General features: G+C 69.6%; 18 protein-coding genes. 14 read left to right on the top strand and 4 right to left on the bottom strand.

Annotation, left to right across the window (positions count from 1 at the left end):
• The first annotated feature begins 9 nt into the window (after positions 1-9).
• On the top strand, positions 10-627 hold the full coding sequence (locus AC0KUR_RS16050) for an SCO family protein (protein WP_049030543.1): 618 nt from the start codon (positions 10-12) through the stop codon (positions 625-627).
• Between the two features lie 112 nt (positions 628-739).
• Here AC0KUR_RS16050 and AC0KUR_RS16045 read toward each other — a convergent pair whose 3' ends face one another.
• The gene (locus tag AC0KUR_RS16045; protein ID WP_034189236.1) at positions 740-1,030 is read right to left on the bottom strand and encodes a YciI family protein; all 291 of its coding nucleotides are present in this window, start codon (positions 1,028-1,030) and stop codon (positions 740-742) included.
• Between the two features lie 209 nt (positions 1,031-1,239).
• Between AC0KUR_RS16045 and AC0KUR_RS16040 the strand changes: the two genes are divergently transcribed.
• Together AC0KUR_RS16040 and AC0KUR_RS16035 are read left to right on the top strand one after the other, a co-directional pair.
• The gene (locus tag AC0KUR_RS16040; RefSeq protein WP_124608969.1) at positions 1,240-2,844 is read left to right on the top strand and encodes a methyl-accepting chemotaxis protein; all 1,605 of its coding nucleotides are present in this window, start codon (positions 1,240-1,242) and stop codon (positions 2,842-2,844) included.
• A gap of 206 nt (positions 2,845-3,050) precedes the next feature.
• Positions 3,051-3,866, top strand: coding sequence for a MetQ/NlpA family ABC transporter substrate-binding protein (locus tag AC0KUR_RS16035; RefSeq protein WP_034189238.1), 816 nt, complete (start codon positions 3,051-3,053; stop codon positions 3,864-3,866).
• An 84-nt stretch (positions 3,867-3,950) separates the two neighbouring features.
• Here the strand turns inward: AC0KUR_RS16035 and AC0KUR_RS16030 are convergent, their stop codons facing one another.
• A complete protein-coding gene (locus tag AC0KUR_RS16030; protein WP_124608968.1) occupies positions 3,951-4,259 on the bottom strand; it encodes a VF_A0006 family four-cysteine protein in 309 nt (102 codons plus the stop codon).
• 332 nt (positions 4,260-4,591) lie between these two features.
• Here AC0KUR_RS16030 and AC0KUR_RS16025 point away from each other — a divergent pair, with 332 nt between their 5' ends.
• The 11 genes from AC0KUR_RS16025 to nagE all read left to right on the top strand — a co-directional run bounded on the left by AC0KUR_RS16025 (position 4,592) and on the right by nagE (position 20,623).
• A complete protein-coding gene (locus AC0KUR_RS16025; RefSeq protein WP_473376165.1) occupies positions 4,592-5,557 on the top strand; it encodes an ABC transporter substrate-binding protein in 966 nt (321 codons plus the stop codon).
• A 139-nt stretch (positions 5,558-5,696) separates the two neighbouring features.
• A complete protein-coding gene (locus AC0KUR_RS16020) occupies positions 5,697-6,593 on the top strand; it encodes an ABC transporter permease (RefSeq protein WP_059558762.1) in 897 nt (298 codons plus the stop codon).
• 1 nt (position 6,594) lies between these two features.
• The gene (locus AC0KUR_RS16015; protein WP_059558759.1) at positions 6,595-7,389 is read left to right on the top strand and encodes an ABC transporter ATP-binding protein; all 795 of its coding nucleotides are present in this window, start codon (positions 6,595-6,597) and stop codon (positions 7,387-7,389) included.
• A 147-nt stretch (positions 7,390-7,536) separates the two neighbouring features.
• Entirely contained in the window at positions 7,537-8,244 is a 708-nt protein-coding gene (imuA, locus tag AC0KUR_RS16010; RefSeq protein WP_473376164.1) for a translesion DNA synthesis-associated protein ImuA, read from the top strand.
• Positions 8,177-9,673: a Y-family DNA polymerase gene (locus AC0KUR_RS16005; RefSeq protein WP_473376163.1), complete on the top strand. Its 1,497-nt coding sequence runs from the start codon at positions 8,177-8,179 to the stop codon at positions 9,671-9,673. Before imuA ends, AC0KUR_RS16005 begins: the two co-directional genes overlap by 68 nt.
• Positions 9,674-9,679: 6 nt before the next feature.
• Positions 9,680-12,895: an error-prone DNA polymerase gene (locus AC0KUR_RS16000; protein ID WP_473376162.1), complete on the top strand. Its 3,216-nt coding sequence runs from the start codon at positions 9,680-9,682 to the stop codon at positions 12,893-12,895.
• Positions 12,896-13,206: 311 nt separating this feature from the next.
• The gene (locus AC0KUR_RS15995; protein WP_034189246.1) at positions 13,207-13,941 is read left to right on the top strand and encodes a GntR family transcriptional regulator; all 735 of its coding nucleotides are present in this window, start codon (positions 13,207-13,209) and stop codon (positions 13,939-13,941) included.
• Between the two features lie 123 nt (positions 13,942-14,064).
• Positions 14,065-15,168 carry an N-acetylglucosamine-6-phosphate deacetylase gene (gene nagA, locus AC0KUR_RS15990; protein ID WP_034189247.1) on the top strand — a complete coding sequence of 368 codons (1,104 nt, stop codon included), beginning with the start codon at positions 14,065-14,067 and terminating at the stop codon, positions 15,166-15,168.
• Positions 15,161-16,168, top strand: coding sequence for an SIS domain-containing protein (locus AC0KUR_RS15985; RefSeq protein WP_473376222.1), 1,008 nt, complete (start codon positions 15,161-15,163; stop codon positions 16,166-16,168). Before nagA ends, AC0KUR_RS15985 begins: the two co-directional genes overlap by 8 nt.
• Positions 16,169-16,183: 15 nt before the next feature.
• Entirely contained in the window at positions 16,184-18,766 is a 2,583-nt protein-coding gene (gene ptsP / locus AC0KUR_RS15980; RefSeq protein ID WP_343727627.1) for a phosphoenolpyruvate--protein phosphotransferase, read from the top strand.
• 87 nt (positions 18,767-18,853) lie between these two features.
• A complete protein-coding gene (nagE, locus tag AC0KUR_RS15975; RefSeq protein ID WP_059558745.1) occupies positions 18,854-20,623 on the top strand; it encodes an N-acetylglucosamine-specific PTS transporter subunit IIBC in 1,770 nt (589 codons plus the stop codon).
• Between the two features lie 151 nt (positions 20,624-20,774).
• Here the strand turns inward: nagE and AC0KUR_RS15970 are convergent, their stop codons facing one another.
• On the bottom strand, positions 20,775-23,258 hold the full coding sequence (locus AC0KUR_RS15970) for a family 20 glycosylhydrolase (protein ID WP_473376161.1): 2,484 nt from the start codon (positions 23,256-23,258) through the stop codon (positions 20,775-20,777).
• Positions 23,259-23,818: 560 nt separating this feature from the next.
• A complete protein-coding gene (gene cydX / locus AC0KUR_RS15965) occupies positions 23,819-23,941 on the bottom strand; it encodes a cytochrome bd-I oxidase subunit CydX (RefSeq protein ID WP_124608962.1) in 123 nt (40 codons plus the stop codon).
• Between the last annotated feature and the right edge of the window lie 16 nt (positions 23,942-23,957).

Below are 23,957 nucleotides of genomic sequence, written 5' to 3'. Positions count from 1 at the left end.
TTGAACGCAATGCTCCAATCAAGGTTCGGGCGCCGCGCGCGCCAAGGCTGGATGTTCGCGTGCGCATTCGCGGCGGCGCTGCTGCTCGCCGGATGCGACAACGCGCCGAAATTCCAGAATCTCGACATCACCGGCAACACGCAGTTCGGCAGTGATTTCTCGCTGCCCGATACGGCCGGCAAGGTGCGTACGCTCGCCGATTTCAAGGGCAAGGCCGTCGTGATGTTCTTCGGCTATACGCATTGCCCGGACGTGTGCCCCACCACGATGGCCGAGCTGTCCGAAGCATTGAAGCAGCTCGGGCCCGACGCCGCGAAGCGCGTGCAGGTGCTGTTCGTCACCGTCGACCCGGAACGCGACACGCCGGCGCTGCTCGGCCAGTACGTGCCCGCGTTCGATCCGTCGTTCATCGGCCTGCGGCCGGCCGACGAAGCGGCGCTGAAGAAGGTCACGAAGGATTTCCGCGTGTACTACGCGAAGGTGCCCGGCAAGACGCCCGGCAGCTACACGATGGATCACACGGCCGCGAGCTACGTGTTCGACCGCGACGGCAAGCTGCGCCTGTTCGTGCGCGACGGCCAGGGCCCCGGCCCGTGGGTCCACGACCTGAAGCTGCTGGTCGACTGACCGGCCGCCGCCGGGCGTCCTGCCCGGCGATCACGTGACGGCCGTCCCGCGCCGTCACGCTTTTCCTCTTTTCCCGCTGTCCGCCTGCGCTGAGCGCCGGGCGGCGCGCGCGTTACGGCAGCGCCGGCACGTTGAAGCCGGACGCGGCACGCGTGATCCGGAATTCGGTCACGCGATAGGTGGCGAGCCCCTCGGTGACGAACGGATCGGTCTCGAGGATCGCGTCGAGTGCGTCGCGATCGATGCGGGCCGCGAGGATCATGCCGCCTTCGCGCGGCACCTTCGGTCCCGCCGCGATGAAGATGCCCTTGTCGAATTGCGGCTGCAGATACGCGCGATGGCGTTCGAGCGCGTCGTCGATGCGTTCGAGCGACGCGGTGTAGTGGATGTCGATGACGTACATGGATGGCCCTGGAATGGTGCCGGCGCGTTGCGCGCCGGTCAGGCGGTCTTTGTAGCACAGCGGATGCGGGCTGTCGCGCCGGCGCTGCCCGCCGAGCGCCGGCGCGTATTCAAGTTGTAAGCCTCGTTGCCGTAATTGAAGGAGCAACCGTTTGCGCGGGACAGGCCGTTCGCGCGCATCGGCGCATCGACATCGACAAAGGCACGCAGATGAGCAGAATGAGTTTGAACCGCAAGCTGTGGCTCGCGCTTGCGCTGGTATGGGTCGGTCTGCTGGGCGTCGGCGCATGGAGCGCGTACGAGACGCGCGCGACGATGCTGGACGAACGCAAGGCGGGCATCGCGAATCTCGTCGACTCGGCGGCCGGCATCGTGAACGCGTATCACGCGCTCGCGCAGAGCGGCACGCTGCCCGAGGCCGACGCGAAGCGCGACGCGCTCGCGAGCCTCGCCGCGATGCGCTACGGCGATTCGGGCTACGTGTTCGTGATGGACTCGAAGCCGGTCGTGCTGATGCACCCGACACTGCCGAAGCTCGTCGGCACGCAGGTCGGCGACTATCTCGATCCGGACGGCAAGCCGCTGTTCGTGACGATCCTGAACGCCGCGAAGGCGACCGGCAGCGGCTTCGCCGAATATCGCGGGCGGCTGCCGCACAGCGAGACGGCCGTGCCGAAGATCAGCTACGTCACGCGGTTCGCGCCGTGGGACTGGAACATCTCGAGCGGGGTGTTCCTGAAGGACATCGACACCCTCTATTACCGGACGCTGCTGGGCCACCTCGCGGTGGTGCTCGTGATCGGCTTCGTGATCAGCGCGGCGATGCTGGTGATCATTCGCAACGTGCGCGGCAGCCTGGGCGGCGAGCCCGACGAAGCGGCCGCGCTCGCGGCGCGCATCGCGCGGGGCGACCTGACGCAGCCGGTACCGGTGCGCGCGGGCGACCGCACCAGCATGATGGCCGCGATGCACGACATGCAGGCGCGGCTGCAGGCGACGCTCGGCGGGATCCGCCAGTCGGCGGAGTCGATCGCGTCGGCGAGTCGCCAGATCTCGGCCGGCAACGACGACCTGTCGCAGCGTACCGAGGAGCAAGCCGCGTCGCTCGAGGAAACGGCCGCGAGCATGGAGCAGCTCACCGCGACGGTGAAGCAGAACGCCGACAACGCGCGGCAGGCGAGCGGGCTCGCGAACAACGCGTCGGACATCGCGCGCACCGGGAGCGACGTCGTGAGCCGCGTGATCGGCACGATGGGCGAGATCGACGACAGCTCGCGCAAGATCGCCGACATCATCGGCGTGATCGAGGGCATCGCGTTCCAGACCAACATCCTCGCGCTGAACGCGGCGGTCGAGGCCGCGCGCGCGGGCGAGCAGGGGCGCGGTTTCGCGGTGGTCGCGGGCGAAGTGCGTTCGCTCGCGCAGCGCAGCGCGACGGCCGCGAAGGAAATCCGCGAACTGATCGTCGACTCGGTCGAGCGCGTACGCAACGGCTCGACGCTGGTCGGCCAGGCTGGCACGACGATGGGCGAGATCCTGCAGGCCGTCGCGCGCGTGACCGACATCATGGGCGAGATCGCGGCCGCGTCCGAGGAGCAGGCGAGCGGCATCACGCAGGTCGGCCGCGCGGTCACGCAGATGGACCAGGTGACGCAGCAGAACGCGGCGCTCGTCGAGGAAGCCGCTGCGGCTGCCGCGTCGCTGCAGGAACAGGCCGCACGGCTGCGCGACGCGGTCGGCGCGTTCCGGGTCGGCGAGCGGGCGGCCGAACCGGCATTCGGGGCGAACACGGCCGGCGAGACGGCGGTGAGGTAAAGCGTGCCGGCCGACGCGCGACGCGTCATGAACGCAACTAACGGCCGAACCCCGCACCTGCCGCCGGCACTGTACCGGTGCATACCCATATGAGCGGGATGTATTTCACTTCCCGCCGATCCTGTGACACCATTTGCCCCTTCCTGCGAGTCGGGGCTTACCCGTATCGCGCCCCATTTTTTAGCAAGCAAGAAAGCGAGAAACAGATGAAGCGTCGCAGTCTCCTGAAGGTATTTTCCGTACTGGCCACCGGTGCCGCGCTGACGCTGTCGGCAGGCGCGCGCGCCGACGACAAGGTGATCAAGGTCGGCACGGTCGCCGGCCCGGATGCGGAAGTGTGGCAAGTCGTGCAGAAGGTCGCGAAGGAGAAGGAAGGCCTGAACGTGAAGGTCATCGAATTCAACGACTACGTGCAGCCGAACGCGGCGCTCGACGCGGGCGACCTCGACGCGAACAGCTTCCAGCACCAGCCCTACCTCGACAGCCAGGTGAAGCAGCGCGGCTACAAGATCGTCAGCGCGGGCCTGACCTACATCTCGCCGATCGGCGTGTACTCGAAGAAGTACAAGTCGCTGAAGGACCTGCCGCAAGGCGCGAAGCTCGCGGTGCCGAACGATCCGTCGAACGAGAACCGCGCGCTGCTGCTGCTGCAGACGCAAGGCGTGATCAAGCTGAAGGCGGGCGCCGGCACGGGCGGCAACAACGCGACGGTGCTCGACATCGCCGAGAACCCGAAGAAGCTGAAGATCTCCGAACTCGACGCCGCGCAACTGCCGCGCGTGCTGTCGGACGTCGATGCCGCCGTGATCAACACGAACTACGCGCTGGCCGCGAACCTGCAGCCGACCAAGGACGCGATCGCGCTCGAATCGCTGACGAGCCCGTACGCGAACCTGATCGCCGTGCGCGCGAAGGACAAGGATCAGCCGTGGGTGAAGAAGCTGGTCAAGGCGTACCAGTCGCAGGAAGTGCGGGAATTCATCAAGAAGCAGTTCAAGGGCTCGATGGTCGCGTCGTTCTGAACGCCGCGCACCGGTACCGCTGAATGAAAAGGGCCTGCATCGCGCAGGCCCTTTTTTCATGGGCGTCCGGCGCGCGGCGCCCGTTCACATCTCGCCGCGCCGCGAGCAGATCGACATGATCTGCTGGATCGCGTAGTTGTCGCGCACGCCCGGCAGCGACTGCACGACGCACTCGTGAAAGCGCCGCTCGCGCGGCAGCAGCATCGCGTTGTTGCGGTACAGCGCGTCGCACGAGCGCTGGATCAGCTGCGCCGCCGCGCCGTTGCGGCTTTCGCGCAGCGCATTGAGCATGCAGTCGTCGTATTGCGCGCTGCCGTCGGTCAGCGCGCATGCGGTACCGGGCAGCGCCAGCGCGACGGCCACGCATGTGATGGTTCGGATCCCCCGTTTCATCTGCCCTCCGATGGCGTGGATTGGGTCGGCCGACAGCATAACGTAAAGCCGCGCGCGCGGCTGACGCGTTGGCCGACACCGGCCGGCACCGCCGCCGGCCGGGCTTCGCGCGCATTTTCGGGCTCCGGCGCGTGCCGCCATCCGGCGTACCGGGCGAAAGCGCTTAGTCAGGCGGTGGTCTGCGGAAATGGTATGCTCGTGCGTTCGCCGCTGCACGCTTTCCCGGAGCGTGCGCGGGCCGATCGCCGGCGTGTCGTACGCGCGGCGGTGCCCGCCCGACGGCGGCGGGAATCCATCATCCAGAACCGACACAATACGGGGGAGACTCACCCATGAAGCGATTCAAGACTTTCGCGATCCGTTCGATCGCGGCCGGCGTCGCCGCATTCGCGCTGGCCGGCGCCGCGCATGCGCAGACCGTCAAGGTGCTGTCGATCGTCGATCATCCGGCGCTCGATGCGATCCGCGACGGCGTGCGCGCCGAACTGAAGGCGGAAGGTTACGGCGACGACAAGCTCAAGTGGGAATACCAGAGCGCGCAGGGCAACACGGGCACGGCCGCGCAGATCGCGCGCAAGTTCGTCGGCGACCAGCCGGACGTGATCGTCGCGATCGCGACGCCGGCCGCGCAGGCGGTCGTCGCCGCGACGAAGAGCGTGCCGGTCGTCTATTCGGGCGTCACCGATCCGGTCGCCGCGCAGCTCGTGAAGGGCTGGGGCCCGTCGGGCACCAACGTGACGGGCGTGTCCGACAAGCTGCCGCTCGATCGCCAGGTCGCGCTGATCAAGCGCGTCGTGCCGAATGCGAAGACGGTCGGCATGGTCTACAACCCGGGCGAGGCGAATTCGGTCGTCGTCGTGAAGGCGCTCAAAGAGATCCTCGCGAAGCAGGGGATGACGCTGAAGGAAGCCGCCGCCCCGCGTACCGTCGACATCGGCCCGGCCGCGAAGAGCCTGGTCGGCAAGGTCGACGTGATCTACACGAATACCGACAACAACGTCGTGTCCGCGTACGAAGCGCTCGTGAAGGTCGCGAACGAAGCGAAGATCCCGCTCGTCGCCGGCGACACCGACAGCGTGAAGCGCGGCGGCATCGCGGCGCTCGGCATCAATTACGGCGATCTCGGCCGGCAGACGGGCAAGGTCGTCGCGCGCATCCTGAAGGGCGAGAAGCCGGGCGCGATCGCGTCGGAGACGAGCAGCAACCTCGAACTGTTCGCGAACACGGGCGCGGCCGCGAAGCAGGGCGTCACGCTGTCGCCGGATCTCGTCAAGGAAGCGAAGACGGTCATCAGGTAAGCCGCGGCACGCGCGCCGCGCTTGCCGGCCCGATCCGGGCCTCGACGACATCGCCGGACGGGCGGCTCCCACCCGGGGCCGCCCGTTCGCTTCGCCCGGCCGTACACGTCCGGCCGGGAAGCAACAGGATTTCCCCACCATGTCTCTGTTCTCGTTTCTGGGCGCACTGGAGATCGGCCTGATCTTCAGCCTCGTCGCCCTCGGGGTGCTGATCTCGTTCCGCATCCTCAACTTCCCCGACCTCACCGTCGACGGCAGCTTTCCGCTCGGCGGCGCCGTCGCCGCGACGCTGATCTCGGCCGGCTACGACCCGTTCACGTCGACGCTGCTCGCGATCGTCGCGGGTGCGCTGGCCGGCTTCGTCACCGGCTGGCTGAACGTGCGCCTGAAGATCATGGATCTGCTCGCCAGCATCCTGATGATGATCGCGCTCTACTCGGTGAACCTGCGGATCATGGGCCGCCCGAACGTGCCGCTGATCTCCGAGCCGACGCTGTTCACCGTGCTGCAGCCGGACTGGATGCCCGACTACGTGCTGCGCCCGGCGCTGCTCGCGATCGTCGTCGTGGTCGCGAAGCTCGGCCTCGACTGGTTCTTCTCGTCGCAGCTCGGCCTCGCGATGCGCGCGACCGGCGCGAACCCGCGGATGGCGCGCGCGCAAGGCATCGCGACCGGCCGCGCGACGCTCGCCGGGATGGCGCTGTCGAACGCGCTCGTCGCGCTCGCCGGCGCGCTGTTCGCGCAGACGCAGGGCGGCTCGGACATCTCGATGGGGATCGGCACGATCGTGATCGGGCTGGCCGCCGTGATCATCGGCGAGACGCTGCTGCCCGCGCGCCGGCTCGTGCTGACGACGCTCGCGGTCGTGCTCGGCGCGATCGTCTACCGTTTCTTCATCGCGCTCGCGCTGAACAGCGAATTCATCGGCCTGAAGGCGCAGGACCTGAACCTCGTGACGGCCGCGCTCGTCACGCTCGCGCTGGTGCTGCCGGCGACGCGCAAGAAGCTGTTCGCGCGCAAGAACGGAGGAGCATGACATGCTGTCCGCACACGATCTCAAACTCACGTTCAATCCCGGCACGCCGATCGAGACGCGCGCGCTGCGCGGGCTGTCGCTCGAGATTCCCGATGGCCAGTTCGTCGCGGTGATCGGCTCGAACGGCGCCGGCAAGTCGACCTTCCTCAATGCGGTCAGCGGCGACCAGCCGGTCGATGCGGGGCGCATCGCGATCGACGGCGCGGATGTGACGCGCAAGGCCGCGTGGGACCGCGCGCACCTCGTCGCGCGCGTGTTCCAGGATCCGATGGCCGGCACCTGCGAGGCGCTGACGATCGAGGAGAACATGGCGCTCGCGATGGCGCGCGGCGTGCGGCGCGGCTTTCGCGCCGCGCTCGACCGGCCGTCGCGCGAACTGTTCCGCGACAAGCTGCGGCTCCTGAACCTCGGCCTCGAGAACCGGCTGACCGACCGGATCGGGCTGCTGTCCGGCGGCCAGCGGCAGGCCGTGAGCCTGCTGATGGCGTCGCTGCGGCCGTCGCGGATCCTGCTGCTCGACGAGCACACGGCCGCGCTCGACCCGAAGACGGCCGCGTTCGTACTGGAGCTGACCGCGCGCATCGTCGCCGAGAGCAAACTGACGACGATGATGGTCACGCACAGCATGCGGCAGGCGCTCGACTACGGCGACCGCACGGTGATGCTGCACCAGGGGCAGGTCGTGCTCGACGTGTCGGGCGATGCGCGCAAGGGGCTCGACGTGCCGGACCTGCTGCAGATGTTCGAGAAGGTGCGTCACGAGCAGCTCGACGACGACGCGCTGCTGCTCGGCTGACGGGCGGGGCCGGCCGGCGTGCGATGACCTGACGCGCGCGCCGGCCTCCTCCCGGCTTTCCTCTGACGAAAACCGGTTTCGCACCGGTGCTGTGCGACGCGGGCGCATTGCCATATACTGTATATCCATACAGTTGTGGGTGGCGTCATGCTCGCATCCTCCATTTCTCCCGAATCCCTTCATCCGTCGCTCTGGCGCGGCTCGCAGCTCGCGCGCGGCGGCCCGCGCACGATCGAGACCGGCTTCGCGCCGCTGTCGGCCGAATTGCCGGGCGGCGGCTGGCCGGTCGGCGGGCTCGTCGAACTGCTGGCCGCGCAGCCGGGCTGCGGCGAGATGCGGCTGCTCGCGCCCGCGCTGGCCCGTACCGTCAGTGCGCGGCGTCCGCTCGCGCTCGTCGCGCCGCCGCAATCGCCGCATGCGACCGCGCTCGCCAGTCTCGGCGTGCCGGCCGACGCGCTGCTGTGGCTGCGCGCCGGCAGCCGCACCGATGCGCTGTGGGCCGCCGAGCAGGCGCTCCGGACGGGGTGCTGCGGCGCGCTGCTGCTCTGGCAGGATGCGCGGCCCGATGCGCTGCGGCGCCTGCATCTCGCGGCCGCGCGCACGGGCGACACGCTGTTCGTGATGCTGCGCCCGCTGTCGGCCGCGCGGCAGCCGTCGCCGGCCGTGCTGCGCGTCGCGCTGTATCCGGTGCCGGGCGGCGTGTCGCTCGACATCGTCAAGCGGCGCGGCCCGGCGCGCGGCGAGCCGCTCGTGCTCGACCTGCCGTCGCCCATCGTGGAGAGCCGCTATGCGCGTCTTGCTCGGCATCCATCTGCCGCGCCTGCCGCTCGACGTGTGCGTCCCGCCGCCGTCTGACGCAGCGGCCGGCGAGGCCGGCGACGCAGGCTGTGCTGTGCTCGAGCAGGGCGTCGTGCTGATCGCCGATGCGGCCGCGCAGCGGCAGGGCGTGCGCGCGGGCATGAAGCGCGGCGGCGTGCTCACGCTCGCGCCCGAGACGCAGCTCGTCGAACGCGATCCCGCGCGCGAGGCCGATGCGCTGCGCGCGGTCGCGCTCGCATTGCTGCGTTTCTCGCCGTGCGTCGCGCTCGACGACGAAGCCACGCTGATCGTCGACGTCGGCCCGAGCCTGCGGCTGTTCGGCGGCCTGCCGTCGCTGTGCCGCCAGGTGCGCGCGACGCTCGCGGCGCTCGGTTATGCGGCGCGCCTGTCCGCCGCGCCGACCGGGCGCGGCGCGTGGCTGCTCGCGCGCACGTCGGCGCGGGCGCGTCTCCGGCGCCGCGTTGCGCGCCCGGCTTCGCTCGTCCGTTCGCTCGACCGGCTGCCCTGCGTGCTGCTGCCCGATGCGCGCCCGTACGCGGGCTGGTTCGACGGCCTCGGCTGCCGCACGCTCGCCGATCTGCGCGGTCTTCCGCGTGCGGGGTTGCAGCGTCGCTGCGGCCCCGCGCTGCTGGCCGCGCTCGATCGTGCGTACGGCGACGCGGTCGAGCCGCTCGCGTGGATGGCGGTGCCGCCCGTGTTCGACGTGCGGCTCGAATTGCCGGAGCGCGTCGAATACGCGGAAGCCGTGCTGTTCGCCGCGCGGCGGCTCGTCGTGCAGCTGTGCGGCTGGCTGGCCGCGCGGCAACTGTCGCTGGCCGCGATGACGTTCGATCTCGAGCACGAGCGCGGCCGCCAGGCCGTGCCGCCGACGCCGCTCGAACTCGCGTTCGCCGCGCCGGTGCGCGACGAAGCGCACTTCATGCGGCTGCTCGGCGAACGGCTCGCGCGCGTCGAGTTGCCGGCCGCGGTGATCGCGGTGCGTCTGAAGGCCACGCGCGTCGAGTCGGTCGCGCCGCCGGCCGACGATCTTTTTCCCGAACCGGGCGGTACGCGGGAAACCCGCGAGCGGTTGCTCGAGCTGCTGGTCGCGCGGCTCGGCGCGGAGAACGTGCTGCGCGCGGCGCCCGTCGCCGATCACCGACCCGAGGCCGCGAACCGCTGGCTGCCGCTCGATGTGCAGGCGGGCAAGCCGGCCGGCGGGCCGCCGGCGGTGCCGCCGAGGCCCGCGTGGCTGCTCGCCGAGCCGCTGCCGTTGCTGGTGCGCGAGAACCGGCCGGTATTCCATACGCCGCTGAGAATGATGTCGTCGGTGGAGCGGATCGAGGCCGGCTGGTTCGACGGTCAGTTCGCCGCGCGCGATTACCACGTCGCGCAGGACGAAGCCGGTGCGTGCTACTGGGTGTTCAAGGAGCGGGCGGGGAGCGAGGCCGAGCCGCGCTGGTTCCTGCACGGCTTGTTCGGGTGAACGGAGATGGTTGCGGATTTCAGTGGGTTGCCCGATTACGCGGAGTTGTTCTGCCGCTCGAACTTTTCGTTTCTGCATGGCGCGTCGCATGCGGAAGAACTGGTCGAGCGTGCGGCGGAACTCGGCTATCGCGGGATCGCGATTACCGACGAGTGCTCGCTCGCCGGTGCGCCGCGCATGCATGTCGCCGCGCAAGCGAAAGGGCTGCCGCTCGTCATCGGTTCGTACTTCGACGTCACGCCGGACGACGTCGCGCCCGGCCACGATCCGGGCCCCGGTGCGTTCGGGCTCGTGTTGCTCGCGCAGAACCGCGAGGGGTACGGCAATCTTTCGGAGCTGATTTCGTGGCGGCGGATGGCGTCGCCGAAGGGGACTTACACGCTGACGTCGCGGATGCTGTCGGCGCCGCCTGCGGAGTTTGCCCACTTGCGCGGGATGCCCGACTGCTTCGCGATTCTCGTGCCCCTGTATCCGGTACGCGCGGACGTGCTCGATGTGCAGGTCGCGTGGTTTCGCGTGACGTTCGGCGCGCGCGCGCGGCTCGGGCTCGTGCAGTTGCAGCGTGCGCTGGACGGCGCGCAGCGCGACGAGATTCGCGAGGCGGGCGAGCGGCGGGGCGTGCGTATCGTCGCGCTGGGCGACGTGACGATGCACCGGCGCTCGTGCAAGGCATTGCAGGACGTGATGACGGCGATTCGCGTCGGGATGCCGGTGTCGGAATGCGGTTATGCGCTGGCGCCGAATGCGGAACAGCATTTGCGTTCGCGCGGGCGGATCGCGAAGCTGTTTTCGCCGGACGAGATCGCGGAGACATGCGCGATGTTCGATGCGTGCGATTTCGAACTCGATTCGCTGCGCTACGAATATCCGGACGAGATCGTGCCTGAAGGTCATACGCCGACGAGTTATCTGGAGCAGGAAACCCGGGCGGGCGCGCGCCGTCGCTATTCCGGGGAACCGCCGGAGCACGTCCGGGAACGGATCGACTACGAGTTGGCGCTGATCGCGACACTGAGTTACGAGCCGTTCTTCCTGACTGTCTACGACATCGTCAAGTTTGCACGTAGCCAGAACATCCTGTGCCAGGGGCGTGGTTCCGCGGCGAACTCGGTTGTTTGCTATTGCCTCGAGATCACCGAAGTCAGTCCCGATCAGAGCACGATGCTGTTCGAGCGTTTCATCAGCGCGGAGCGCGGCGAGCCGCCCGACATCGACGTCGATTTCGAGCATCAGCGCCGCGAGGAAGTCATTCAGCATATCTATCGGAAATACGGCGAGAATCGCGCCGCGCTCGCGGCAGCCGTGTCGACCTATCGCCCGCGCGGCGTGCTGCGCGAAACCGGCAAGGCGCTCGGCGTTGATCCGATGTTGATCGATCGCGTCGCGAAAGGGCATCGCTGGTTCGACGGCAGCCGCGACCTGTTGCAGCAGTTCGCGACGACCGGGCTCGATCCCGAAACGCCGCTGATTCGCACATGGGCCGAGCTGGCGGGGCGATTGCTCAACTTTCCGCGTCACCTGTCGCAGCATTCGGGCGGTTTCGTGATCAGCCGCGGCAAGCTCACGCGGCTCGTGCCGGTCGAGAACGCGGCGATGGACGGGCGGCGCGTGATTCAGTGGGACAAGGACGATCTCGAATCGCTCAAGCTGATGAAGGTCGACGTGCTCGCGCTCGGCATGCTGTCGGCGTTGCATCGGGCGTTCGACCTGCGCACCGCATGGCGCGGGCCGGCGGAGGACGGCGAGCCGTTCACGCTGAAACACATTCCACAGGACGATGAGGAAACCTACGACATGATCTGCCGCGCCGACACGGTCGGCGTGTTCCAGATCGAATCGCGCGCGCAGATGTCGATGCTGCCGCGTTTGCGCCCGCGTGATTACTACGATCTGGTCGTGCAGGTATCGATCGTGCGGCCTGGCCCGATTCAGGGCGGTGCGGTGCATCCGTATTTGCAGCGGCGCAGGATCGTGGCCGGCGAAGAGGAGGGCGAGGTCACGTATCCGAGTGATGCGCTCGAGGAGGTGCTCAAACGCACGCTCGGCGTGCCGATCTTCCAGGAACAGGTGATGCAGATCGCGATCGTCGCCGCGGGTTTTACGCCTGGCGAAGCCGATGACTTGCGCCGCGCGATGGCCGCATGGAAGCGCAAGGGCAATCTCGAGAAGTATCACGACAAGATCATGAGCGGGATGCTCGAGCGCAACTACACACGCGAATTCGCCGAGCAGATCTTCGAGCAGATCAAGGGCTTCGGCGAATACGGCTTCCCCGAAAGCCACGCCGCCAGTTTCGCGAAACTGGCGTACGCGAGCAGCTGGCTCAAATGCCACGAACCGGCGATCTTTCTCGCCGCGCTGCTGAACAGTCAGCCGATGGGCTTCTATCCGCCGTCGCAACTCGTGCAGGACGCGAAGCGTCATCGCGTGAAGGTGCTGCCGATCGACGTGACGCAAAGCAACTGGGAGGCGTCGCTCGAAGCGCTCTCCGGCCAGCTGCCGCCCCACGGCCAGCCGGCCGTGCGGCTCGGCCTGTCGCTCGTGCGCGGCCTTGGCGAAGCCGCCGCGCGCCGGATCGAAGCCGCGCGCGCCGCCGGCCCGATCGACAACGTCGATACGCTCGCGCGCCGCGCGCAGCTCGAACGCCGCGACCTCGAAGCGCTCGCCGCGGCGAACGCGCTCGCGACGCTCGCCGGCCATCGCCGCGACGCGCTGTGGCAGGCTGTCGCCGCGGCGCCCGAGCGCGACCTGCTCGCCGCCGCATCGATCGACGAAGCGGAGCGGCCCGCGCTCGGCGCGCCGTCGGAAGCCGACGACATCCTCGCCGACTATCACACCACCGGCCTCACGCTGAACCGCCACCCGGTCGCGCTGCTGCGGCCCGCGCTGCGTGCGCGGCGGCTGTCGTCCGCGGCCGAGCTGCACGACCGTCCCGACGGCCGGCTCGCGCGCGCGTGCGGGCTCGTGACCGCGCGGCAGATGCCGGGTACCGCGAAAGGCGTGATGTTCATGACGCTCGAGGACGAAACGGGCTGCGTGAACCTGATCGTCCGGCCCGAGCTGCTCGCGCGGCAGCGCCGCGAAACCCTCGATTCGCGGCTGCTCGCGGCGTCCGGCGTGTGGCAGGTCGCGAGCGGCGTGCGGCACCTCGTCGTGCAGCATTTCGAGGATCTGACGCCGCTGCTCGGCGGCCTGCGCACGTCGAGCCGCGAATTCCACTGAGGCCGGCATCGCGCCGGCCTGCTCGGCAGGTGCATACCAGTTGGACTAATTGGTTCTATTTCGGTCTTATATCCGCGTCCGAAATCTCGCCGGGTCATGCCCTCGAACTGTCCCCTTGCATACCACCTCGGGTAAATCCCTATCCCGCACTGCTTTGTAAACAAAGGCTTTGCCGGCACTAAAACGCTTGCCGGGCAAGGCTTCCGGCGATTTCCGCGATGCTAATACCAGTTCGTTGACTGGTATTATGGTGGTTATATAATGCGTTCACTTTCGACGGTCCGAGATCGTCGTCCGACACCCGGAGGCACATGGAAACCGGCTGGTCCGAACTGGCGCCCGATCCCCTCGACGACACGCCGCTCTATCTGCAGCTCGCCCGCAACCTGGCGAGCGCGATCCACGGCGGCGCGTGGCGGGCCGGCGAGGCGCTGCCGTCGGAGCGGTTGCTGTCGGTGTCGGTCGGCGTATCGCGCATCACGGCGCGTCGCGCATTGGCGCTGCTGGTCGAGCAGGGGTTGATCAAGCGGGCGCGCGGGGCGGGCAGTTTCATCACGCCGCGCGTGGCCGATCCGCTGTCGCGTCTGGTCGGCTTCACCGCGAAGATGCAGCAGCGCGGCTTCGTGCCCGATTCGGTGTGGCTGTCGCGCCGGCTGCGCGCCGCGAGCCGCGACGAGATCACGCATCTCGGCCTCGCGCCGGGTGCGACGGTGGCGCGGCTCGAACGGCTGCGCCGCGCGGACGGCATCGTGATGGCCGTCGAGCACTCGACGCTGCCGGCCGCGGTGGTGCCCGATCCGCAGGCGCTCGGCGCGTCGCTGTACGAATACCTCGAAGCGCGCGGCATGATCGTCGTGCGCGCGCTGCAGCACTTTCGCGCGGTGAACGCGACGCGCGAGATCGCGAAATGGATGGCGGTAAAGCCCGGCGCGGCGCTCCTGGTGATCACGCGCATCGGCTACGGTGCCGACCAGCGCGCGATCGAAGTGACCGAAACGTATTGCCGCGACGACTATTACGACTTCGTCGCCGAACTGAAACGCTGACGCGCGAGACTGCGCGCGCATCGCGCGCGATCGCGATGGAACGCAATCGCGCGCGATGAATCGCAACGAATTGGCAAATCGCGACGCGGACGCCCGCGTCACCAGATCATCAAGAGAAACGTCATGCTGACTGGCAACATCCTCACCCCCGACGGCTGGATTCACGGTTCGCTCGATAGCGAGAACGGCCGCATCACCACGCTCGACGGCGCGCCCGTCGATCCCGCGACGAACGACGCGCCGTACATCCTGCCCGGCTTCATCGACCTGCACGTGCACGGCGGCGGCGGCGCCGACGTGATGGAAGGCGGCGACGCGATCGAGACGATCGCGCGCACGCACGCGCAATTCGGCACGACGAGCCTGCTCGCGACGACGATGACCGCGCCGCGCGACGAACTGATGCAGGTCGTCGCGAACCTCGGCACCGTCGCGCGTACCCGCACGCCGGGCGGCGCGCGCGTGCTCGGCGTGCACCTCGAAGGGCCGTACATCAACCCCGGCAAGCTCGGCGCGCAGCCCGACGCGGCCGTGTCGGCGGTGCTCGACGAAGTGCTGAAGTACCTGTCGATCGCGCCGATCCGCGTGGTCACGCTGGCACCGGAAATCGCGGGCCACATCGAGATCATCGGCGAGATGGCCGCGCGCGGCGTGCGCGTGCAGCTCGGCCACTCGCTCGCGACCTACGACGACGCGGTCGCCGCGCTCAAGCACGGCGCGTGCGGTTTCACGCACCTGTTCAACGCGATGTCGCCGCTGCACCACCGCAACCCGGGCCTCGTGGGCGCGGCGCTTGCGCACGCCGAATACGCGGAAATCATCCCCGACCTGCTGCACGTTCACCCGGGCGCGATTCGGGCCGCGCTGCGCGCGATTCCGCGCCTGTACGTCGTGACCGACAGCACGTCGGCCACCGGCATGCCCGACGGCGAATACCGGCTCGGCAGCCAGCACGTGACGAAGTGCCTCGGCGGCGTGCGGCTCGCCGACGGCACGCTCGCCGGCAGCACGCTGACGATGGACCAGGCGCTGCGCAACCTCGTGTCGCTCGGCCTGCCGATCGCCGACGTGTCGAACCGGATGTCGCGCTACGCGGCCGATTACCTTGGCGTCGCCGATCGCGGCCGCCTCGAGCGCGGCGCATGGGCCGATCTCGCGGTGTTCGACCGCGACCTGAACCTCACCGCGACCTACGTCGAAGGAGAATCGATTGTCGAATATGCTTAAGGAAGCGCGCGAGTCCGCCCAGGTCGTCGCCGCGCAGATCGCCGACACCACGCGCGTCGAAGCGCTCGCCGGCCAATTGCTCGATCACCCGCCGGCCGTCGCGCTGACGGTCGCGCGCGGCAGCTCGGATCACGCCGCGAGCTATTTCGCGAGCCTGACGATGAGCCGCCTCGGCGTGCCGGTCGCGTCGCTGCCGATGTCGGTCGCGACGCTGCAGCAGGCGCCGCTGAAGGTGCAGGACCAACTCGCGATCGCGTTCTCCCAGTCGGGCAAGAGCCCCGACCTCGTCAACACGATGGCCGCGCTGCGCGAAGCCGGCGCACGCACCGTCGCCGCCGTGAACGTGCTGCCGTCGCCGCTCGCCGACGCATGCGAGCACCAGTTGCCGTTGCTTGCCGGCCCCGAACTGTCGGTCGCCGCGACCAAGAGCTATATCGCGATGCTGTCGCTGTCCGCGCAGATCGTCGCCTACTGGCAGCGCGACGCCGCGCTGATGACCGCGCTGCGCGGGCTGCCCGACGTGCTCGCGCAGGCCGGCCGGCTCGACTGGTCGCAGGCCGTCGCCGCGCTCGCCGGTATCGAGCGGATGATCGTCATCGGCCGCGGCCTTGGCCTCGCCATCGCGCAGGAAGCCGCGTTGAAACTGAAGGAAACCTCCGGCATCCAGGCCGAGGCATTCTCGAGCGCCGAAGTCCGGCACGGCCCGATGGAGCTGATCGACCGCGATTATCCGCTGCTCGTGTTCGCCCCGCCCGGGCCCGAACAGGCCGGCCTGCTGCAGCTCGCCGACGACATGCGCGCCCGCGGCGCCGCCGTGCTGCTCGCGGCGCCCGCCGGCACGCCCGGCGCGACGCTGCCGCTCGCGCAGTCCGCCCATTCGGCGCTCGACCCGATCACCGCCATTCTTTCGTTCTACGTGATGGCGGCGGATCTCGCCGTCGCGCGCGGCCGCAATCCCGACACGCCGCGCCACCTGAACAAAGTCACCGAAACGCACTGATAGCCGAGACAGCCGATGAGACGCGCCGAGGAGTCCCAGTTGAAGAGCCCCACCCCCGATCAGATCGTCCTGCTTAGCCCCTTGACGGGGCCGATCGTCGCGCTGGCCGACGTGCCCGATCCGGTGTTCTCCGGCGGGATGTTCGGCGACGGCATCGGCATCGACCCGCTCGCGGGCCGGCTCGTCGCGCCGTGCGCGGGCGTCGTGTCGCATCTCGCGCGCACGGGCCACGCGGTGACGATCACGACGCCGCAAGGCGCCGAAGTGCTGCTGCACATCGGCATCGACACCGTCGAGCTGAACGGGCAGGGCTTCATCGCGCACGTCGAGGCCGGCGCGCGCGTCGAAGCGGGCACGCTGCTGATCGAATTCGACCAGGATGCGGTGGCGCGCAGCGCGCATTCGCTCGTGTCGGTGATCGCGATCGCGAACTCCGACGCGTTCGAGGTCGTCGCGCGCGCGAGCGGCTTCGCGACGGCCGGCGAGACGCCGCTGCTCACGTTGCGCGGCAAGGGCGACGCGGCCGTGCAGGCCGCGCAGACCGGTGCGGCGGCGCAGAACGAAGTGCGCCGCGAGATCGTGCTGGCGCAGCCGGGCGGCCTGCATGCGCGGCCGGCCGCGCGGGCGCGCGAAGCCGTGCGCGGGTTCGACGCGACCGTCGACGTGCTGTTCGACGGCCGCAAGGCATCGATCGCGAGCGTCGTCGGCCTGCTCGGCCTCGGCGCCGGCGAAGGCGCGACGGTCGAACTGGTCGGCCGCGGCGCGCATGCGCAGCAGGCGGTCGACGCGGTCGAGCACGAGCTGCTGCGCGAAGCGCACGGCGAAGTGGAGGAAAAGCCGGCGCGGATGACGTCGCCCGTGCCGCGGACGATTGCGCGCAGCACCGGCGCACCGCTGGACCCGAACACGCTCGCGGGCGTGTGCGCGGCGCCCGGCATCGCGGTCGGCGCGCTGGTGCGTCTGGACGATGCGGACATCGTGCCGCCCGAACAGGCCGCCGGCACGCCGGCCACCGAAAGCCGCCAGCTCGACCAGGCGCTGAAGGCGGTCGACGCCGAACTCGACGAAACGGTGCGCAATGCGTCGGCGCGCGGCGCGGTCGGCGAAGCGGGCATCTTCGCGGTGCATCGCGTGCTGCTGGAAGATCCGACGCTGATCGACGCGGCGCGCGACCTGATCAGCCTCGGCAAGAGCGCGGGCTTCGCGTGGCGCGCGACGATCCGCACGCAGATCGACACGCTGTCGAAGCTCGACGACGCGCTGCTCGCCGAACGCGCGGCCGACCTGCGCGACATCGAGAAGCGCGTGCTGCGCGCGCTCGGCCACACGAACGGCGCCGCGCGTACGCTGCCCGACGAGGCCGTGCTCGCGGCCGAGGAATTCACGCCGTCCGACCTGTCGTCGCTCGATCGCCAGCGCGTGACCGCGCTCGTGATGGCGCGCGGCGGCGCGACGTCGCACGCGGCGATCATCGCGCGGCAGCTCGGCATTCCGGCACTGGTCGCGGTCGGCGATGCGCTGTACGCGATCCCGGACGGCACGCAGGTCGTCGTCGATGCGAGCGCGGGCCGGCTCGAACACGCGCCGACCGCACTCGACGTCGAGCGCGCGCGGCACGAACGCCAGCGCCTGGACGGCGTGCGCGAGGCGAACCGGCAACTGGCCGGTGCGGCCGCCGCGACGGTCGACGGCCGCGCGATCGAGGTCGCCGCGAACATCGCGACGCTCGACGATGCGAACACCGCGGTCGACAACGGCGCCGACGCGGTCGGCCTGCTGCGCACCGAGCTGATGTTCATCCATCGCCAGGCCGCGCCGACGGTCGTCGAACACCAGCAGAGCTACCAGTCGATCGTCGACGCGCTGCAGGGCCGCACCGCGATCATCCGCACGCTCGACGTCGGCGCGGACAAGGAAGTCGACTACCTGACGCTGCCGCCCGAACCGAACCCGGCACTCGGCCTGCGCGGCATCCGCCTCGCGCAGGTGCGCCCCGACCTGCTCGACGATCAATTGCAGGGCCTGCTCGCGGTGAAGCCGTTCGGCGCGGTGCGCATCCTGCTGCCGATGGTTACCGACGCCGGCGAACTCGTGCGGCTGCGCAAGCGCATCGACGAATTCGCGCGCGCGCAGGGCCGCACCGAGCCGATCGAGGTCGGCGTGATGATCGAGGTGCCGTCGGCCGCGCTGCTGGCCGACCAGCTCGCGCAGCACGCGGATTTCCTGTCGATCGGCACCAACGACCTGACCCAGTACACGCTCGCGATGGACCGCTGCCAGGCCGACCTGGCCGCGCAATCCGACGGCCTGCATCCGGCCGTGCTGCGCCTGATCGACATCGCGGTGCGCGGCGCGGCGAAGCACGGCAAGTGGGTCGGCGTGTGCGGCGCGCTCGGCGGCGATCCGCTCGCGGTGCCGATCCTGGTGGGCCTCGGCGTGACCGAACTGTCGGTCGACCCCGTATCGGTGCCGGGCATCAAGGCGCGTGTGCGCCGTCTCGATTACCAGTTGTGCCGTCAGCGCGCGCAGGACCTGCTCGCGCTCGATTCGGCACAGGCGGTAAGGGCAGCAAGCCGCGAGGTCTGGCCGCTCGACTGAACGTCGGCGGCAGGTTCGTGGCCCGTATGACGACGAAAGCAATCAGCGCAACGACGATTAACGAAGAGACAAGGATTGGAGGACTGAATGAACGGGAATCCGTTTCTGAAAATACAGGGCCTGGGCCGGGCACTGATGCTGCCGATCGCGGTACTGCCGGTCGCCGGCATCCTGCTGCGACTCGGCCAGCCGGACGTGTTCAACATCAAGATGATCGCCGACGCCGGCGGCGCGATCTTCGACAACCTGCCGCTGCTGTTCGCGATCGGCGTGGCGGTCGGGTTCGCGAAGGACAACAACGGCGTGGCGGCGCTCGCGGGCGCGATCGGCTACCTGATCGAAACCGCGATCATGAAGGACATCGATCCCAAGCTGAACATGGGCGTGCTGTCCGGGATCATCGCGGGTGTCGTCGCGGGCCTGCTGTACAACCGCTACAAGGACATCAAGCTGCCGGACTACCTCGCGTTCTTCGGCGGCAAACGGTTCGTGCCGATCATCACGGGGCTGGTGTGCGTGGTGCTCGGCATCGTGTTCGGGTACGTGTGGCAGCCGGTCCAGCACCTGATCGACGCGGCCGGCCAGTGGCTGACGACGGCGGGCGCGATCGGTGCGTTCGTGTTCGGCTTCCTGAACCGCCTGCTGCTCGTCACGGGCCTGCATCACATCATCAACTCGCTGGCGTGGTTCGTGTTCGGCAACTTCACGCCGCCGGCCGGCGGCGAGATCGTGCACGGCGACCTGCACCGCTTCTTCGCGGGCGACCCGACCGCGGGCACCTTCATGGCTGGCTTTTTCCCGATCATGATGTTCGGCCTGCCGGCGGCGTGTCTCGCGATGCTGCACGAAGCGCCCAAGGAACGCCGCGCGATGGTCGGCGGCCTGCTGTTCTCGATGGCGCTGACGTCGTTCCTGACCGGCGTGACCGAGCCGATCGAGTTCAGCTTCATGTTCCTCGCGCCGGTGCTGTACGTGATCCATGCGGTCCTGACGGGGCTGTCGCTCGCGATCTGCCAGATTCTCGGCGTGAAGCTCGGCTTCACGTTCTCGGCCGGCGCGATCGACTACGTGTTGAACTACGGGCTGTCGACGAAGGGCTGGATCGCGATCCCGCTCGGCATTGCGTACGGCGTCGCGTACTACGGGCTGTTCCGCTTCTTCATCCGCAAGTTCAACATGGCCACGCCGGGCCGCGAGCCGGCATCGGCCGATGCGGCTGCCGAATCGTACGCGTCGGGCGGCTTCGTCGCGCCGGCTGCGGGCGCCGCCGCGACGGCCGCCGCACCGCGCGCGCAACGCTACATCGCCGCGCTCGGCGGCGCGGGCAACCTGTCGGTCGTCGACGCCTGCACGACGCGCCTGCGCCTGACCGTCGTCGATCCGGAGAAGGTCTCGGAACCTGAACTGAAGTCGATCGGCGCGCGCGGCGTGCTCAAGCGCGGCGGCAACAGCGTGCAGGTGATCATCGGGCCGGAGGCCGACATCATCGCCGACGAAATGCGTGCCGCGATCGGCAGCGGCGCGACCGGTGCCGCGTCGGCCGCGCCGGCCGCCGCCGCGCAGCCCGTCACGGGCGCGGCCGCCGGCCCGCTCGATCCGGAGCCGACGCGCTGGCTCGCGGTGTTCGGCGGCGCGACCAACGTCGCGTCGCTCGATGCGGTGGCGACCACGCGCCTGCGCGTCGTCGTGCGCGATCCGTCGGCGGTCGATCGCGATCGCCTCGGTGCGCTCGACGTCGCGTGGGTGTCGCTCGACACGTTCCACATCGTCTGCGGCAACGCGGCCGCACGTTATGCCGAACAGCTCGGCGCGCGCCTGCCGCCGTCGGCCGGCGGGGCGGCCGCGCAGCCGGCCTGATGCGATGAAACCGGCCCGACCCGCGATGCGGGTTCGGCCGGGCGGTAAAACGAAAAACGGCTTGCGATGTGTCGCAAGCCGTTTTTCGTTGGAGCGGGGCGACGGCGCGTGGCAGTCGACTGCCGCGCGCAGCGCCCGACGGCTCAGCCGGTCACGGATTCGTCAGCGTGAAGGTCGGCTTCCGGTAGCCGACACCGGCGCGGTCGAGCTTCGGCAATTCGCGTTGCGTGAGCAGCGTCGCGAAACCGGCCCAGTCGCGCTGCAGCGCGGCCGTGTCGACGTGATGCGTGTCGCCGCGCTTGAAGCGCACGCCGGCCGCATACGGCAGCTCCCAGTCGGCCCGGTGCCACGCGCGCTCGGCGAGCGCGAGCAGCCGCGGATAGGCCATGTATTCGAGGAAGGTGTCGTTGCGCATCACCTCGCCCCATGCCTGGCCCTGCATGCCTTCGATGCGCGGCGCGGGGCCCGCGCCGGTCGCCTCGAACGGGTTGCCGTCACGGTCGCCCATCACTTCGGCGTTCTGCGGCAGGTTCTCCGGCGCGAGCGAGAACACCTTGTACTCGTCGGTCGCGTGCGAGCCCCAGTAGTAGCCGCGCTCGCGCGGGTTGAGCGTGTACGGGAAGTCGAAGTACAGGTAGTCGGGCAGCGCGAGCACCGTCAGGTAGCCCTTGCCGCTCAGGTCGCGCGCGCTGTCCGACGCCCCCCAGAAGATCGTGTCCCACAGCGACACCATCACGTGGCGCGTGCTGAAGTCCTGCGGCCCGTTCGCATGCTTGATGCCGTCCTGCCACGCGGCCATCGTGTCGATCCCGTTCGCGCTGACGGCCGCGCTCACCTGTTTCGCGAAACGCGTCGGCAACTCGTCGATCGACTTGATCTCGCCGCGCTGGAGCAGCGCCGTGCACGCGGGCGAGCGCGCCCACGGCTTGTCCTGCGCGGCGAGATCGATGCGCCCCTTGTTCGGGTCGGTGCCGTTCAGCGGCTGGAAGCCCCCGCCGAGGAAGATGTTCTTCGCTTCGTCGCCGCCGTAGTGCCAGGTGCGCAGCGGCGCCTGCGCGTCCGCATGCATCGCCGCGATCTCGCGGATTACCTTCGACGCGAAATTGAGCGCGCCCGGCACGCACGGGTTCAGGTCGCTGCGCCGGTCGTAGAACTGCACGGTCGTCAGGTTCGTCGTGTCCTGCGGATCGAGCAGCCGGTACGCGTTCGCTTCCTGGTCCCGGCCGGCCGCATGCAGCCGCCGGTAGCGCGCCTCCATCGTCACGACGGCCGCGCGCGCATGCGCGGGCATGTCGATCTCGGGGATGACCTGCACGAAGTGCGCGGCCGCGTAGCGCACGAGCGCCACGTAGTCGTCGCGCGTCAGGTAGCCGCCGCCCGAGCGGTTGTCGGGGCCCGAGCCGAGCTGCGGCAGCAGGCAGCGCGTCTCGTCCGGGTCGTGGCAGCGGCGCCCGCCGATTTCGGTCAGCTCCGGCAGGCCGGGAATCTCGATGCGCCAGCCTTCGTCGTCGGACAGGTGCAGGTGCAGGCGGTTGAGCTTGTACGCGCTCATCTGGTCGATCAGGCGGCGCAGCGTCGCCGGGTGCTTGAAGTTGCGCGCGAGGTCGACGTGCATCCCGCGGTGCGTGAAGCGCGGCGCATCCTCGACGAGCATCGCCGGGACCGGGCCGCCGCCGGCCGGCACGAGCGAGTAGAGCGTTTGCACGCCGTAGTAGAGGCCCGCGCGATCGTAGCCTTCGATCAGCACGCCGCGCGGCCCGATCGCGAGCCGGTAACCGCCCGGCGTCGCGATGTCGGCCGGCAGCCGGCGCGGCGCGACGGCGCCGCGAACCGGCGTGCGCGCGCCGTCGAGCCCGAGTGTCGCCGCGCGTTCGCGCAGTGCCGCGACCTGCGCGTCCGCCAGGTCCGGCAGCGCGAGTTCGACGCCGCGCAGCTCGAGCGTGCCGGGCAGCGGCTGTGCGCGTTTCACGCTCGGCAGCGCGCGGCTCGCGTCGGGCCGTGCAGCCACCGGCGGTGCATTGCCGGTCGAGTTGTTCTGCGCGTCGGCCGGCAGCGATTCGACGTAGCGCAGCTCGTCGTCGGTGTCGTTGTAGCGCAGCACGACCGGCGGCGCGCCGTCGACCACGACATACGGGCGCGGAATCACGTCGCTGTAGCGCAGCAGCCAGTACTCGGCGACGAACGGCAGCTCGATGCGCTCGCCGGGCGCGAGCCGCACCGAGCCCGGCTGCGGCGTCAGTTCGTACAGGTCGCCGGTGAGCCGCCGCAGCGCGAAGCCCGGGCGGTCGATCCGCAACAGCCGGCGGATGCTGTGCAGATAGAGCTTCCAGCCGCCGTCGGCGATCGCCTGGTGGCCACGGTTCTGCAGGATCAGGCGGCCCGTCGCGCAGGCCGCGCCGTCCGCGCCGAGATCGGCGCGCGGCACGCCGGCCGTGGCCGCGTGATTGTTGTCGACGGCGACGCGCAGCGCGAGGCCGTTCGACAGCAGCGTCGCGAGACTGGCCGCTCGCGCGGCGGCTGGCGCGGTGCCGACGGTCGTGCCGGCGGTGGCCGGCGCCGGTTGAGCCGCGATCGCGGCCGGCGACAGCACCGCGATCGGCAGGCTCGCAAGAAGGGACGACAAGATGCTTTTCATTCGAACTCCTAAAAAGTTGGCGTAGCGGCGTCGTGGGACGACGTCGCTGCGATCGGGTCTTTCAGTGGAGCTGCGGGCGATACCAGCACGCGGGGCGATGCGGCCGCACCACGCGCAATCTGCACGCGGGGGCGTGCGTTACGGAACGGGAGGCGGGCACGCGTGCCGATCGGATCGGCGCGGCGGTGTGCGTGGGGTCATCGGCGGCGCGCCGCCATTGCCGCGGCGGCGGCGAGTCGAGCGTAGCCGGCCGGATTCGGCCCGCCGCGCGCGAGCACGACGGGCGCCGCCGCACGCGGACGTCGACACGGCGCGCACGCGCGCGCCCCACACGGGATTCGCATGTCTCCCCCACCCAAGAAGGAATCGGCCTGTCAGCGGCCGTGTCCAACGATCTTATGAAACCTTTTATTGGTATTCAAGTGGTATCAATCTGGCGCTAAATTGGCATCGACGCACGGCGCCCGTCCGGCGGGGGCGGGACGAAAAAAACCTCGCGTGATGCGAGGTTCGTTCCGGACGGCGGCGGCGCGATCGGCCGCACGCGGGTCAGGCGGGCGTCAGTCGCGGCGGGCGCGCGCGGGTACTTCCTGCGCCTTCTGCCGCGCTTCGAGCCACATCGCGTTGACGATGCCGAACGACAGCGCGACGCCGATACCGAGAATCCAGCTGAAATACCACATGATCCGACTCCTTGCG

The sequence above is a fragment of the Burkholderia sp. YHN3-13 genome, assembly GCF_055810675.1.
Note: the sequence above shows the minus strand (reverse complement) of the source record. Positions and strands in the feature narration are given on the sequence as shown.